General features: G+C 76.9%; 2 protein-coding genes and 1 pseudogene. All 3 read right to left on the bottom strand.

The genetic code is table 11. From position 1 onward, the window contains the following. Positions 1–2 precede the first annotated feature (2 nt). The gene (locus FED44_RS28675; protein WP_138462666.1) at positions 3–1,919 is read right to left on the bottom strand and encodes an HAD-IIIC family phosphatase; all 1,917 of its coding nucleotides are present in this window, start codon (positions 1,917–1,919) and stop codon (positions 3–5) included. Further along, positions 1,916–5,371: a type I polyketide synthase gene (locus tag FED44_RS28670; RefSeq protein ID WP_154956578.1), complete on the bottom strand. Its 3,456-nt coding sequence runs from the start codon at positions 5,369–5,371 to the stop codon at positions 1,916–1,918. The genes FED44_RS28675 and FED44_RS28670 overlap by 4 nt, the downstream gene beginning before the upstream one ends. After that, positions 5,364–16,058, bottom strand: a pseudogene (locus FED44_RS28665) (type I polyketide synthase); the annotation flags it as partial. The gene FED44_RS28670 and the pseudogene FED44_RS28665, both read right to left, overlap by 8 nt. Between the last annotated feature and the right edge of the window lie 45 nt (positions 16,059–16,103).

The raw sequence follows: 16,103 nt of genomic DNA, 5'->3' as shown, positions 1-16,103 counted from the left end.
TGTCAACGGCTCAGGGACGGCTCCGGGACCACCAGCCCCTCGGTGTGCAACGTGAGGTGGGCGGGAACGCCGGTGAGGGCCTCCAGGCCGTGGACGAACCACGCCTCCCCCGGCGACTCTCCCGGCGTCTCCCCGTCGGCGGCGAAGCCGTAGTGCGGATAGAGGTCGCGTACCTTGCCGTTCTTGGCCGTCGGCAGAAAGCGGCCGCGCACGGCGGGGAAACCGGCGTCCCTGGCGGCGTGGAGCACCGCCGACAGCACGGCCTGTTCGATCCCCCGCGCGAAGACCCGGCAGCTCAACAGGAAGTTCTCGATCAGCAGGCCGTCGGGCCGGGCCCTCAAAAAGACCGCGCCGACCAGGCCGTTGCCGCCGAAGCGGTCGGCCGAGGAGACGGTGAGCACCCGGGAGTCCGGACGCCCGGCGCGCTCCCGCACCTCCTCGGGCGACAGGCGCTCGGTGGTGAGGTTGAACTGGTTGGTCCGCAGCGTGATCTGGGAGAGGCGGGCGACCTCCTCCGGCCGCGCCGGGGCCAGCCGCACGGACACGCCCAGACCGGCCAGGAACCTCTCGGCCGAGCCCGCGGCCGCCAGGAAGTCCGACCGCGCCGCCTCCTCGTGGTAGCGGCGGGTCCGCACCCGGTCCTCCGCGGTGACCTCGGTCGTGGTGAACCACCCGTCGGCCAGCAGCGTGTCCGCGTGCGTCGCCGGGTCGCCGTCCAGGTGGACCACGACGGTCTCCGGCAGCTCCGCCGCGACCGCGGCGCACTCGTACGGGCTGTCGTCGGCGAAGACGACGCTGTCGCCGCCGAGATTGAGCTCCTCCACGAGCGTGCGCAGGTTCCCCGGCTTGGGACTCCAGTTGGCGAGGACGCGGACGAAGTCGTCCTCGCGCAGCACCATGCCGGGGTGGTCACGCAGGGCGGCGAGCACCGGCTCCCGGTCGTTCTTGCTCACCGCGGCGAGCAGCACGCCCTGGGAGCCCAGCTGTTTGACCACGTCCTGGAACCGGCGGAACGCCTCGCCGCGCGGGCCGCGGCCGACCTCGATGCCCTCCACGCCGTCGTCACCGAGGACGCCGCCCCACAACGTGCCGTCCAGGTCGAGGGCCAGCACCTTCTTCGCCCGGCCGGTCCGCGCCCTGACGAGGTGGGCGAGCTCCCGCGCGTACGCGCCGAGCAGCCCGTCGGACAGGTTCGCTCCGGCATACGTCGCGAAGCGGGAGTCGGCGAGCTCGGTCGCGGACGTCAGGAGCGGGTCGAGGTCCGTCACGACCACCCGGCCGGAGGACGCGCCCAGCTCCAGCAGCTCCGCGTTGGCCCGCCGCCAGGCGGCGCCCAGCCGGGCCCGCGAGCCGTGGTCGAGCAGCCGCGCCTGCCACAGGCGGGGCAGCGGCACCGTGTTGAGCACGAGCGTCCCCGAGCCGCCGCTCGCGGCGTACCGCGCGGCGAGTCCCCGCCACAGCGCGAGCTTCTCGCCGAGCACCCGCTCGACGTCCTCCGCCGTGAACGGCACGCCCACCTCGTCGAACACCGTGGCGTGGTCGAGCACGCAGACCACCAGGTCGGGCCGCTCGGCGTACAGCTCGCTGCCCGGGTCGCCCAGCTCGAAGACGTACGACCCGAACGCGGCCGGCCGCACGGACGGCACGTACCCGTGGCGGGCCAGCTCGCCGACGAGCGCGACGCGCAGCGCCTCCAGCGTGCCGTGCCCGGTGACGGTCACCCGCACCCGCGGCAGATCCGGATGGCGCTCCCGTACGGCGTCCAGGTCGGCCTGGGCGAGCAGCCGCGCCGCCCGGGCGGCGTCCTCGGCGGACATCGCGGCGAGGAGCGGGGCAACCTCGTCGAAGCGCTCGGCGAGCGCCCCTTCGCGGTGCAGCAGGCGCAGCCGCGCCAGCGCCGCGGCGGTGTCAGTGGTCATCGGGACTCCAGGTCGTCCGCACCGTGGGTGCCGGTGCCGCCATGTGTCGGGACCACGCCGGACGGCACGGCGACCCCCGCCGCGCTCCCGGTGACCTCGGCTCCGTTGGCCGTGGTCCCGGTGGTCGTGGTTGGTTCGGCCTCAGGTCTCGTGGCCGTGGGGGCGAGCAGTTCGTCCAGGCGGGCCGCCAGCTCGTGAGCCGTGCGGTGGTCGAGCACCAGGCCCGGGGGGACCTCCAGGCCCGTCTCGCGGGCGACGCGGCCCGCGATCTCCAGGGCGCCGAACGACGTGATGCCGGCCTGGGTGAGGTCGTCGTGCGGGCCGACCGCTCCGCCCGCGTGGCCGAGGGCGCCGTCCACCGCCGCCAGGACGATCGCCAGCAGCACGCCGTGCCGCTCCTCGGCCGGCACGCCGTCGAGCGCCACCGACGGCGTCCCGGCGTTTCCGGCTGTTCCGGCTGTTCCGTCGGGCGGTGTCCCGGCCTCCTCGGACCGCCACCGCCGCAGCGCCGTCACGACCTCACGCAGAGCGCCCGGCGGCGCGTCGACGCCGCCGACGAGGGCGGCGAACCTCTCGGGGTCGAGGTCGTCCACCGCGCTCCACAGCTCGCGTTCTCGCGGCGAGCCGCCCCGCGCGCGGGGGGAGGCGGTGATCCAGTGCCGCTCGTGCCGGAAGGGATAGGTCGGGACGGCGGCGGGGTCGGCCGCGGGCCCCTCGCCGACGACCCTGCCCCAGGCGACCGGCACGCCCCGCGCGTACGCCTGGGCGAGCCCCCGCAGGACCGAGCGGGCCTCGGCGGACGGGTCGCGCAGGAGCGGCACGGCGGCCACGTCGTCGCCCTCCTGGGCGAGGCAGTCGGCGACCATGCCGGTCGTCGTCGTGTCCGGGCCGATCTCCACGAAGGTGTCCACGCCGAGCTCGCGCAGCGCGCGGACGCCGTCGTGGAAGCGGACCGGTTCACGCACCTGGGCGGCCCAGTGCTCCGGCGCGGCCAGGTCCTCGCGCGTGACGGGCCGTCCCGTACGGGTGGAGACGAGGGCCGTCGCGGGTTCCCGCACGGTGAGCCCGCGAGCGGCCTCCACCAGGCCGGGCAGCACGGATTCCATGTGCGGCGAGTGGAACGCCTGGCTCACCGCGAGAGCCTTGGTGCGCACGCCTTTCGCCCGCCACTCGGCCGCCAGCCTGCGTACCGCGGCGGCGTCCCCGGAGATCACCGTCGAGCGAGGCCCGTTCACGGCGGCGACCGAGACGAGGCCGGTCATCCCGTCCAGCGAGGCCGCGACCTCCGGCTCCGGCGCCCGCAGCGACACCATGCCGCCGCCCTCCGGCGCCGCCTGCATGGCCAGCGCCCGCGCCACCACGAGGGACGCCGCGTCGTCGAGCGACAGCGCCCCCGCTGCGTGCGCCGCCGTGAGCTCCCCGATGGAATGGCCGAGCAGCGCGTGCGCGACCAGGCCCAGGTCCTCGGCCAGCCGGACGAGCCCGATCTGTACGGCGAACAGCGCGGGCTGGGCGTACTCGGTCCGCCGCAGCGACGCCGACTCCGGCGATCCCGCGGGGGCGAACACGACCTCCGCCACCCGCGGCCCCCGCGCGTCCCGCAGCGCACGCGCGCGGTCCAGGGCGGCGCAGGCGGCGTCGAACGCCTCCGCGTAGGCGGGGAACCGCCGGTGCAGCTCCTGGCCCATGCCAGGACGCTGGGTTCCCTGCCCGGAGAACACGAACGCCACCGTGGGGGCGGGCCGGACGGCGGTGACCGGCGAGCCGGGCGCGGCGAGCGCGTCCAGCTCACGCGCCAGTTCGGCGGCGTCCTCACCGAGCGCGACCGCCCGGTGGCGGAACGACGACCGCGCGCCGACGAGCGTCCGCGCCACCGCCGCGAGGCCGGCCGCCTCCCCACTCCACGCCGCCACCCCGCTCCGCGCCGCTTCCGGGCGCTCGCCGGGCCGGTCCTGCGCACGCAGGAGGTCGCGCAGGCGGGCGGCCTGCGCCCGCACGGCCTCGGGAGACCGGCCCGACAGCACCCAGGGGACGGCCGGGGGCGCCCCGGCGTGATCAACCGGCTCCCGCGACGGCTCCGGCTGCGGACCGGAGACCGGCGACGGCTCCGGGGCCTCCTCCACGATGAGGTGGGCGTTGGTGCCGCTGATGCCGAACGAGGAGACTCCCGCGCGGCGGGGCCGTTCGCCGCGGGGCCAGGGCCGGGGCCGGGTCAGCGGCGCCACCCCGCCCTCGGCCCAGTCGACCAGCTCGGACGGCTCCTCCGCGTGCAGCGTCGCCGGCAGCACGCCGTGCCGCAGCGCCTCGATCATCTTGATCACTCCGGCCGCTCCGGCGGCGGCCTGCGTGTGGCCCAGGTTCGACTTCACCGACCCGACCCACAGTGGCTCGCGCCGCCCGGAGGCGGCGCCGTACGCCTCGATCAGGGCGCCCGCCTCGATGGGGTCGCCGAGGGCGGTGCCGGTGCCGTGCGCCTCGACGGCGTCCACGTCCGCCGGGGACAGCCCCGCGGACCGCAGGGCGGCCTCGATGACCCTGCGCTGGGCGGGGCCGCTCGGCGCGGTGATCCCGTTGCTCGCTCCGTCGGAGTTGACCGCCGAGCCGCGGATGACGGCGAGGACCGGGTGGCCCGCGCGCCGGGCGTCGCCGAGGCGCTCCAGCACCAGCATGCCCACGCCCTCGCCGAAGCCGGTGCCGTCGGCCGTACGGGAGAACGCCTTGCAGCGGCCGTCGGCGGCGAGCCCGCCCTGGAGGGCGAACTCCACGAACACGCGGGGGGTTGCCATCACCGTCACCCCGCCGGCGAGCGCCAGGTCGCACTCGGACTCCCGCAGCGACCGGACGGCCAGGTGGATCGCGACGAGGGAGGACGAGCACGCCGTGTCGACCGTGAGGGCGGGGCCCTCGAACCCGAAGGTGTAGGACAGCCGGCCGGAGGCCATGCTGGTCGCGTTGCCCGTCATCAGATAGCCCTCGGCCTCCGGAGGCACGCCGTCGAGCGGCGGGGCGTAGTCGTCGTTTATCACCCCCGTGAACACGCCGGTCCGGCTGCCGCGCAGCGAGGCCGGGACGACGCCGGCCCGCTCCATGGCCTCCCAGGACACCTCCAGGAGCTGGCGGTGCTGGGGGTCCATCGCGACGGCCTCCCGAGGGGCGATGCCGAAGAAGGCGGCGTCGAAACCCGCCGCGTCGTCGAGGAACCCCCCTGCCTTCGCGCGGTCGCGCAGCGCCGGGTCCCAGCCGCGGTCGCCCGGCGGCTCCCCCACCGCGTCGGCGCCCTCGGCGACCACCCGCCACAGGTCCTCCGGCGAGCGCACCCCGCCGGGAAACCGGCAGGCCGTCGCGACGACGGCCACGGGCTCGGGCTCCGTCAGCGCGGCCAGTTCCCTCTTCACGCGGGTGAGCTCGGCGGTCGTCCAGCGTAGGTACTCGACCAGCCTCTCGTCAGACATGCCGCCGCCCTTCGGACCGGAGCTCGGAGTCGATGAACCGGAACAGCTCCTCCGCGGTCGCGGGGATCTCCTCCGTGGTGTCGGCGGCCACCGGAGCCGGGACCGCCGGCTCGGGGTCGTCCGGGACCAGGCGCCGGAGCAGGTACGCCGCCAGGGCGTCGGGGGTCGGCTGGTCGAAGACCACGGTGGCCGGCAGCCGCAGGCCGGTGGCTTTGCCGAGGCGGTTGCGCAGCTCGACCGCGGTCAGCGAGTCGAACCCCAGCTCCTTGAAGCTGCGCCGCTCCCCGGCGTCGTCCTCCGGTGCCCGGCCGAGGACCGCCTCGACGTTCCGCAGCACGGTCTCGGTCACCAGCACCCTGCGCCGTTCCGCGTCCGCCGCGGCGAGCAGGGCGGGCAGCCCGCCGGAGTCCCCCGAGCCCTCGTCGCTCTTGGGGGTGGCGGGCGCCGGGGCGGAGGCGCCCCGGCGGGCCAGCGCCCGCAGCGGCGCGGCGAGGTCGGGGATCGCCGCGAGCCGCGCCGGGTCGAGCCGTACGGCGGCCAGGGCGGGCGCGGCGGCGTCCAGCGCCGCGTCGAGCAGGGACAGGGCGTGCTCGGGGGCCAGCGGCAGCAGGCCGGAGCGCGCCATCCTCGCCCGGTCGGCCGCCGTGAGCGCGCCCGTCATGGCGCTGTCGGAACGCCACAGCCCCCAGGCGACGGAGGTCGCGGGGAGCCCCTGCCGGGCCCGCGCGGCGGCGAGCGCGTCGAGGAAGACGTTGGCCGCCGCGTAGGCCGCCTGCCCAGGGCTGCCGACGATCCCGGCCGCGCTGGAGAACAGCACGAACGCGGCGAGGTCGAGCTCCCGGGTGAGCTCGTGCAGGTGCCAGGCGCCGTCGGCCTTGGGCCGCAGCACCGCGTCGAGCCGTTCGGGGGTGAGGGTGGCGAGCGTGGCGTCGTCGAGGACGCCGGCCGCGTGCACGACCCCGGTGAGCGGATGCCCGGCGGGCACCGCGCCGAGCGCTCCCGCCAGCGCGGCGCGGTCGGCGACGTCGGCGGCGACGACGGTCAGGTGCGCCCCCAGCGCGCCGAGTTCGGCACGCAACGCCTCCACCCCCGGCGCCCGCTCGCCCTGCCTGCTCACCAGGAGCAGGTGCCGGATGCCGTGGGCGCGGGCCAGATGGGCCGCGACGAGGCGTCCCAACCCTCCCGTGCCGCCGGTGACCAGGACCGTCCCCTCCGGATCGAGCGGGCGGGGGACGCGCAGCGCCACCTTGCCGACGTGGCGGGCGAGGCCGAGGTGCCGTACGGCCTCGGGGGCCCGGCCGGTCTGCCAGGCCGTGACGGGAAGCGGCGTGAGCACCCCTTCGGCGAGGAGCGCGGCGATCTCGGCGAGCATAGCGGCGATCCGGTGCGGCCCGGCCTCGGCCAGGTCGAAGGCCCGGTAGAGCACGCCGTGCCGGTCGTCGATCTCGCCGGGGTCGCGCACGTCGGTCTTGCCCATCTCGACGAACCGGCCGCCCGGCGCGAGCAGCCCGAGCGAGGCGTCGACGAACTCCCGGGCCAGCGAGTTGAGCACGATGTCCACGCCGCGGCCGCCGGTCGCGGCCCGGACGGCCTCCGTGAAGGACAGGTCGCGCGAGTTCGCGACGTGCTCACGCGGCAGGCCCGCCCGTTCCAGGTGCGGCCACTTGGCGGGACTCGCGGTGCCGAAGACCGTCAGTCCCCAGTGGCGGGCGAGCTGGATCGCCGCCCCGCCGACGCCTCCCGCCGCCGAGTGCACGAGCAGCCGTTCCCCGGGCCGCGCGCCGGCCAGATCCCTCAGCGCGTAGTAGGCGGTGAGGAACACGGCGGGCACGGTGGCCGCCTGGGCGAACGTGAGCCCGGGCGGGATCGGCGCGAGCAGGCGGTGATCGGTGACGGCCGAAGGGCCGACGCCGCCGGGGACGAGCCCCATCACGCGGTCCCCGGGGGCGAGGCCGGTGACGCCGTCGCCGACCTCGGCGACGACCCCGGCGCCCTCGGTGCCGAGGTCGGCGGAGCCCGGATACATGCCGAGCACCAGCATCGCGTCGCGGAAGTTGAGCCCCGAGGCCCGTACGGCCACCCGCACCTCGCCGGGTCCCAGCGGCCGTTCCTCCACCGGCCGGCACACCAGGTCCTCGGCGACGCCGCCCTCCCCCGCCTCCAGACGCCAGGCGCCGCGGGGCCGTACGAGGTCGGGACGGCGGGTGGTGAGCCGCGGCGCCAGCGGGAGGCCGTTCCGGACGGCCGTCTGCGGCTCTCCGGTGGCCACGGCGTCGAGCACCTGGGCGAGCGGAGCGGAGCCGGCGTCCACCAGGGCGATCCGGCCGGGCTCCTCGCTCTGGGCGCTGCGGACGAGGCCCCAGACGGCGGCGCCGTGGAGCGCGTCCACCGCGTCGCCCGGGGCCGCCGCCACGGCGTCCCGGGTGCGGACGGCGAACAGCGTCCCGCCCAGCCGGGGGTCGGCGAGGCCGCGTCGGAGCGTGCCGAGCACCTCCAGCAGGGCCGCCCTGACCGCCTCCGGCACGTCGCCCTCCCCTAGGGCAGAGGGGACGTCGAGAACCAGCACGTCCGGAGCCGGTCTCCCGGCGTCCAGCGCCGCGAGCGCCGCGTCCAGGTCCGGGTGGTCGGCCTCGGCGTCCGTGCCGAGCACCCACGCGCGCTCGCGGGGCACCCCCGAGCCGGGTGACACGGGCTCCCAGACGAGCTCGTGCAACGCGTCGCCGACGGAGGCCGCGGCGAGGTCGGCCGGGTCGGCCGCGCGGAGCGTCACCGCCTCGACGGACGCGACCGGCACGCCCTCGGCGGTGGCCAGTTCGACCGCCACCGCGTCGTCGCCCGCCCGGCCGAGGCGCACCCGTACGGTTCCCGGCGCCCGGCCGTGCAGGGTGAACCCTCTCCAGGTGAAGGGCAGTCGTACGGCGCCGTCGTCGGGGAACAGCCCGGCGGGGCCGAGTGCGTGCAGCGCGGCGTCCAGCAGCGTCGGGGCGACGCGGAAACCCGCCGGGACCTCCAGGGACACCTCCGCGACGACGTCGTCCCCCGACCGCCAGGCCGACCGCAGACCGCGGAAGGCCGGTCCGTAGTGGTACCCCCTGGCCGCCAGGTCCTCGTACAGCCCGGCCACCGGCAGCGGGACGGCGCCGGCCGGCGGCCACGCGCCGCCGGGCCGTTCGCCGACCGGGCCGGCCCGGTCGTCCGGCGCCGGACTGTGGGACCCGTTCACCCGCGCGGGGACGGCGGGGGCGAGGAAGCCGGTCGCATGGGCGGTCCAGGGAGGACCGAGGGGATCGGCCGCGAAATCGGCCACGGGATCGGACGCGGCGGCGGCCGTGCCGGGCGCGGGCCGGGCGTGCAGAGCGATCTCGCGGCGGCCGTCCGGCTCGGCCGGCCCGACCGTCACCTGGATCTCCGCCGCGCCGGACGGCTCCAGGACGAGCGGCCGGGTCAGCGTCAGCTCGTCCACGCGTGGCACCCCGGCCGACTCTCCCGCGAAGGCGGCCAGCTCGGCGAGCACCGCGCCGGGCACCAGAACGGCGCCGTCCACGGCGTGGCCGGCCAGCCAGGGGTGGTCGTCGAGGCCGACCCTGCCGAGAAGCAGCACGCGGTCCTCGCCCGCCGGCCGGACCACGGTGTCCAGCAGCGGATGGCCGGTCCCGCGGGCCCTCGGCGCCGCGGCCGGTCTCGCGGGCTCCAGCCAGTGGCGGCGGCGGTCGAACGCGTAGGTCGGCAGGGTGGGGATCCGCCGGGGCGTCCGGACCCGCCGCGCGATGGGCGGATGCGCGGCCCAGTCGACCGGCACGCCGTTCACCCACGCCTCGGCGACCGAGACGAGCACCCGGCCGAGACCGCCGTCCTCTCTCCGCAGGGTTCCGACGACGGCCGTCGAGCGGTCCTCCGCAGCCGCCTCCAGGATCTCCTGGACGCCCATGCCGAGCACCGGATGCGGGCTGACCTCGATGAAGACCTCGTGCCCGGCCGCGAGGGCGGCCTCCACGGCGGACTGCAGCAACACGGGGCTGCGCAGGTTGCGGTACCAGTACGCGGGCCGCCCGAACCCCGTCTCCCCGCCGGGCTCGACCCGCCCCCCGGTCACCGTGGAGAACACGTCGGCCGTGTACTCAGGCAGCGGCGCGGGCTCGGGCAGCACCTCCAGCAGTTCGGCTTCAAGCGGCTCCACCTGCGGGGAGTGGGACGCGTAGTCCACCTCGACGAGCCGGACGCGCACTCCCCTCTCACGCAGCGCCCGCTCCAGCCGGTGCACCGCTCCGGCCTCTCCCGCGACGACGGTGGCGGCCGGCCCGTTGATCGCGGCGACCGCGATCCTCGTCCCGTCGCCCGTCGCCTCGACGGCCGCGCGGACCATGTCCGCCGAGGCGGCGACCGAGAGCATCGCGCCCTGTCCGGACAACGCCAGCAGCGCCCGGCTGCGCAGCGCCACCACCGCCGCCGACTCCTCCAGCGACAGCGCGCCGGCCGCCAGCGCGGCGGCGATCTCGCCCTGGGAGTGCCCGACGACCGCGGCGGGCCGTACGCCGAAGGACTCCCAGACGGCGGTCAAGCCGGTCATCGTGGCCCACAGGACGGGCTGCACGACGTCGACCCTCCCCAGGTCGGCGCCGCCGAGCAGGGCCTCCCGCAGGGACCGGCCGGTGACCGGGTCCAGGGCGGCGGCGCACTCGGCGATCCGCGCGGCGAAGGCGGGCGACTCCTCCAGCAGCGCGCGGGCCATGCCGTCCCACTGCGTTCCCTGCCCCGGGTAGACGAAGACCGGCCGGCGTGCCTGCCGCGCGTGTCCGGTGACGACGGTCGCGGAGGGCGTCCCGCCGGCGACGGCGGCGAGCCCCTCGATCGCCTCCTCCCTGCCGGAGGCCACCACGACCGCGCGGTGCCCGAACTCGGCCCTGGTGCGCACCAGCTCCGCCGCGACGTCGGCGAGCGGGACGCCGGGGTGCCGTTCCAGGTACTCGCCGAGCCGTCGCGCCTCACCGCGCAGCGCCCCGGCCGACTTGGCGGAAAGGACCAGCGGAACCGCGACGGCCGGCTCCTGCTCCACGCCTGAATCGGGGTCCGGGTCGAGGCCCGGGCCGAGGTCCGCCGCGGGCGGCTCCTCGACGATCACGTGGGCGTTGGTGCCGCTCATCCCGAACGCCGAGACGCCGAACCGCCGCGGCCGATCCCCGGACGGCCAGGGCACGGCCTCGGTGACCAGTTCGAGCCCGCCGCCGTCCCAGTCCACGTGGCGGGAGGGCGCGTCGACGTGCAGCGTGCGCGGCAGCGTCTCGTGCCGCAGCGCCAGGATCATCTTGATGAGGCCGCCGGCCCCGGCCGCCGCCTGGGTGTGGCCGATGTTCGACTTGAGCGAGCCCAGCCGCAGCGGCGGCCGGTCGCCCCTGGTCGCGCCGTACGTGCGGAGCAGGGCCCGCGCCTCCACCGGGTCGCCGAGGGTGGTGCCCGTGCCGTGGGCCTCGACCGCGTCCACGTCGGCGGGGGCGAGGCCGGCGGCGCGCAGCGCTTCGGCGATCACCCGCTCCTGGGCGGGGCCGTTCGGGGCGGTGAGGCCGTTGCTCGCGCCGTCCTGGTTGACCGCCGTCCCCTTCACGACGGCCAGCACCGGGTGGCCCTCGCGGCGGGCGTCCGACAGCCGCTCCACCAGCAGCAGGCCGACGCCCTCGCTGAAGCCCGTCCCGTCGGCCGCGTCGGCGAACGCGCGGCACCTGCCGTCGGGCGACAGCCCCCGCTGGCGGCTGAACTCCACGAACGTCGCGGGTGTGGCCATCAAAGTCGCCCCGCCGACCAGGGCCAGGTCGCACTCCCCGGCCCGCAGCGCCCGTACGGCGAGGTGGAGGGCGACGAGCGAGGACGAGCACGCGGTGTCGACCGTGATGGCCGGCCCCTCCAGGCCGAAGGTGTAGGCGATCCGGCCGGACGCCACGCTCCCGGCGCTGCCGGTGCCGAGGTAACCGCCGTGCTCGCGGGGGTCGTCCTGGGCCCGCGCGCCGTACTCGGTGTAGATGAGGCCGACGTAGACGCCGGTGCGCGAGCCGCGCAGCCGTGTGGGGTCGATCCCGGCGCGCTGGAACGCCTCCCACGACGTCTCCAGCAGCAGCCGCTGCTGCGGGTCGGCCGCCCGCGCCTCCCGGGGGTTCATCTCGAAGAAGTCCGCGTCGAAGTCGGCGGCGTCGTGGATGAAGCCTCCGTGGCGTGCGTAGGACGTGCCGGGCGTGTCCGGGTCGTCGTCGAACAGCGTCGCGAGGTCCCAGCCGCGGTCGGCCGGGAACTCCCCGATCGCGTCGCCGCCCGCCTCCAGCAACTCCCACAGCTCCTCGGGGGTGGTGACGCCCCCGGGGTAGCGGCAGGCCATGGACACGATCACGACGGGGTCCTCCGCGTCGTCGCGCGCCTGCGGGACGGCCGGGGCGGCGCCCGTCTCAGCGCCTGTCTCAGCCACCGTCTCGGAGCCCGCCACGGACTCGGACAGGTGGCGGGCCAGGGCCCGGGGGGTCGGGTGGTCGAACACCAGCGTGCTGGGCAGGCGCAGGCCGAGCGCGCGCCCCAGGTGGTCGCGCAGTTGCACGCCGGTCAGGGAGTCGAGCCCCAGGTCCCGGAAGGGCCGGTCGGGCCGGACCTCCCCCGCGGAGTCGTACCCGAGAAGGCCGGCGATCCCCCGGGACACCAGGTCGAGGAGGCGTTCCTCGCGTTCCCGCGCGGTCAGCCCCTTCAGTACGGCGTGGGCCCCGGCGTGACCGCCGTCGGCGGCCGCGAGCGTGGTGGCCGGTCCGCCCGCCTCCCCCGGGTGGTGCCCGGCGAGCGCGCGCTTCCGCGGCGGCCGCAGGCGCAGGGCCGGGCCCAGGGGCGGGTGCGAGTGCGCGTGCAGGTGCGGATGCGGCCTGTCCTCGTACGCGTCCGGGGCTTCCGGCCGCTCCGGCCGCCCGGCCTCCGGCGCGGGCACCGGCCGTACGCGGACCTCGTCGGCCGTCAGCACGGCCTGGCCGTCCGGCGTGGTGAGGAGCAGGGCGTAGGTGTCGGGACCGGTGCGGGTCACCCGGGCCCGTAGGGGCCCGGCGGCGGGCGTGTACGCCCGCACGCCGCTCCAGGCGAAGGGGACGACCGGCTCGGGCGGGCCGTCGTCCCCGGCCCGCAGCACGCGGTCGAGGAAGGCGGCCTGGACCGCGCCGTCCAGCGCGGCGGGGTGGATCGCGTACCCGTCCCCCTCCGTTGCCGGGCCCGTCGCGTGCCCGCCCGGCCCGGCCACCCGGGCGGCCGGATCGTCGACCGGATCAGCGGCCGGATCTGTGACCGGACTCGTGGCCGGATTCGTGGCCGAGTCGGCGAACACCTCGGCGAACACCTCGCCGTCCCGGGCCCACGCGGCACGCACCGCGCGCAGGGCCGGGCCGTAGTGGGCCCCCGCCTCGGCCAGCCGTCCGTACCCGGCCTCGACGTCGAGGGACTCCGCGCCCTCCGGCGGCCATTCGCCCGGGGGTCCGGCCGCGTCGCCGTCGCCGGGAAGAACACCGGAAAGGTCGTTGGGGAGGTCGTTGGGACTGTCGCCCGGAAGATCGCCCGGGGCCAGGGAGCCGGACGCGTGGAGCCGCCACGGACCTGCGGCGTCCCCCTCCCCCGTCCTGGCGTGGATCGCGAACGTCGCGCCGCCCGGCGCGGCCTCCACCTCGACCTGCAGACGGACGGCGGCCTCCGCCACCTCCACGGGGGCCAGGAGCGTCACGTCCTCGATCCGGGACAGGCCGACGCGCTCCCCCGCCGCCAGCGCCAGCTCGGCCAGCCCGCTCCCGGGGAGCAGCCGGCGCTCCCCCAGCCGGTGCTGCCGCGACCACCCCTCCGCCGGCAGGACGCCGGAGAACAGCACCCGCCGGCCACCGGTGTCCTCGACGGCGACGCCGAGCACGGGATGGCCCGCCGACGGGAGCCCGGACGGGCCGGGGGCGGCGGCGGGCGGCGCGGCGGTGACGGTGTCCAGCCAGAACCGCCGCTCCTGGAAGGCGTAGGTGGGAAGGTCGACCCTGCTTCCGGCGGTGAACGGGCCCCACTCCACGGGAACACCGGCGGCGAACAGCGCCCCGGCGGAGGCGAGCAGCCGGTCGAGCCCACCCTCGTCGCGGCGGAGCGTGCCCACGACGTGCGCGGCGGCCCCCGCCTCCTCGGCCGTGTCGCGCAGCGGCGCCGTCAGCACGGGATGCGGGCTCACCTCCAGGAAACACCGGTGTCCCGCCTCGACCAGGGCGGCGACGGTCTCGCGGAGGCGCACCGGCTCGCGCAGGTTGTCGTACCAGTACGCGGCGTCGAGCGCGGCGCCGTCCACCTCGCCGGCCAGTACGGTCGAGTGGAAGGGGACGTGCCCCGGCCTGGGCCGGATCCCCGCCAGCCGGGCGAGCAGCGGTTCGCGCAGCGGCTCCACGGCCGGTGAGTGGGACGCGTAGTCCACGGGCACGAGCCGCGCCCGCACGCCCTCCGCCTCACACCGGCTGACGAGCTCTCGCACCGCGCCCGCCTCTCCCGAGACGACGGTCGCGGCGGGCCCGTTCACCGCCGCCACGGCGATGCCGTCCACGTCGCCGAACCGGCGGCGCAGCTCGGCGGCGGCCAGCTCGACCGACGCCATGGCCCCGCCGCCCGCGATGTCCGCGATCGCGCGGCTGCGCCGGGCCACCAGGGCGGCCGCGTCGGCCAGGTCCAGGATGCCCGCGGCGTACGCCGCCGCGATCTCCCCCTGGGAGTGACCCACGACGGCGGCCGGTTCGACGCCGAGGGAGCGCCACGCGGCGGTCAGCGACGCCATCACGGCGAACAGTGCGGGCTGCACCACGTCGACCCGGTCCAGCAGTGCGCCGGTCGTGCCGCCGGCGGGCGCGGTCACCACCTCGACCAGGTCCCATTCGACGTGCGGGGCGAGGGCGGCGGCGCACTTGAGCATCTCCTCGCGGAACGGCTCCCAGGAGGCGAAGAGCTCGCGCGCCATGCCGGCCCACTGCGACCCCTGGCCCGGGAAGACGAACACCGGCCGCGCCGGGGCCCCCGCCTCCCCCGACGCCGCGTAGGGGGACGGGAGTCCCTCCTCCAGCGCCGCCAGCGCCCCGGTGAGTCCCGGCAGGTCGGTCCCGACCGCGACCGCGCGGTGGAGGAGATCGGCGCGGCCGGTGCGGAGCGTGTGGGCCACGTCGGCCGGGCGGGCGTCCGGATGGCCGCTCACCCACTCGCGCAGCCGGGTGAGCTGGTCACGCAGGGCCTGCTCCGTGTGGCCCGACACCGTCCAGACCACCGGCCGCCCGTCCGGGTGCTCCTGGCCTTCCGGATGTTCCCCGCCCTCCTGGTCCGCGTCCGCGGGGGGCTGTTCGATGACGACGTGGGCGTTGGTGCCGCTGATACCGAACGATGAGACTGCGGCGCGGCGGGCGCGGTCCCGCTCGGGCCAGGGGCGGGCGGCGGTGAGCGGGGCGAGGCCGCCCGCGGCCCAGTCGACGTGCGGAGTGGGGGCGTCGATGTGCAGGCTCGCCGGGAGCACGCCGTGCCGCATGGCCAGGACCATCTTGATGACCCCGCCGACGCCCGCGGCGGCCTGCGTGTGCCCGATGTTCGACTTGAGCGAGCCCAGCCACACCGGGTCGCCGGCGGGACGCGCGCCGCCGTACACCTCCATCAGCGCGTTCGCCTCGATCGGGTCGCCGAGGCCGGTGCCGGTGCCGTGCCCCTCCACGGCGTCCACCTCGCCGGGGTCGAGGCCGGCGTCGGCGAGCGCTGCCCGGACGACCCGCTGCTGGGCCGCGCCGTTCGGGGCGGACAGGCGGCTGCTCGCGCCGTCCGAGTTGACCGCACTGCCGCGCAGCACCGCGACGACCGGATGGCCCTTCCGCCGCGCCTCCGACAGCCGTTCCACGAGCACCAGGCCGACGCCCTCCGCCCAGCCGGTGCCGTCGGCCGCCGCGGCGTACGCCTTGCACCGGCCGTCCGGGGACAGCCCCCGCTGGCGGCTGAACTCGACGAAGGTCGCCGGCGTCGCCATGACCGTGGCGCCGCCCGCGACGGCCATCTCGCAGTCGCCCCGCCGTACGGCCTGCGCCGCGTAGTGCAGGGCGACGAGCGACGACGAGCACGCCGTGTCCAGCGTGACCGCCGGTCCCTGCAGGCCGAAGGTGTACGCGATGCGGCCGGAGGCGACGCTCCCGGCGCTGCCGGTGCCGACGAACCCTTCGAGGCCCTCGGGGGCGCGGGCGTGCCGGGACGCGTAGTCGGAGTACATGACCCCGACGAACACCCCGACCCGCTCGCCCGTCAGCCCGCGCGGGTTCAGCCCGGCCCGTTCGAACACCTCCCAGGTGGCCTGCAGAAGCAGCCGCTGCTGGGGATCGACGGCCGGCGCCTCGCGGGGGCTGATGCCGAACAGCTCGGGGTCGAACCCGGCGGCGTCGTGCAGGAACCCGCCCTCCGTGGCATAGCTGGTGCCCTCCCGGTCCGGGTCGGGGTCGTACAGCTCGTCGAGGGGCCAGCCGCGGTCGCGCGGGAACGGGGTGATCGCGTCGGTTCCGGACTCGACCAGCCGCCACAGATCCTCCGGGGTGCGCACCCCGCCGGGGTAGCGGCAGGCCATTGCGACGATCGCCAGCGGCTCGCGCGCGGCCTGTTCCAGCCGTTCCAGCTCCGCCCGGGCGCGCAGCAGGTCGGCCGTGGTCCGCCGGAGGTAGTCGCGCAGCCTGTCTTCATTCGCCATCGATGAACC

The sequence above is a fragment of the Microbispora triticiradicis genome, from assembly GCF_005864065.1.
GTDB lineage: Bacteria > Actinomycetota > Actinomycetes > Streptosporangiales > Streptosporangiaceae > Microbispora > Microbispora triticiradicis.
Note: the sequence above shows the minus strand (reverse complement) of the source record. Positions and strands in the feature narration are given on the sequence as shown.

Bases quoted from the DNA above. Each gene is read 5' to 3' on its own strand.
- FED44_RS28675 (WP_138462666.1), bottom strand. From the start codon at position 1,919: ATGACCACTGACACCGCCGCGGCGCTGGCGCGGCTGCGCCTGCTGCAC.
- FED44_RS28670 (WP_154956578.1), bottom strand. From the start codon at position 5,371: ATGTCTGACGAGAGGCTGGTCGAGTACCTACGCTGGACGACCGCCGAG.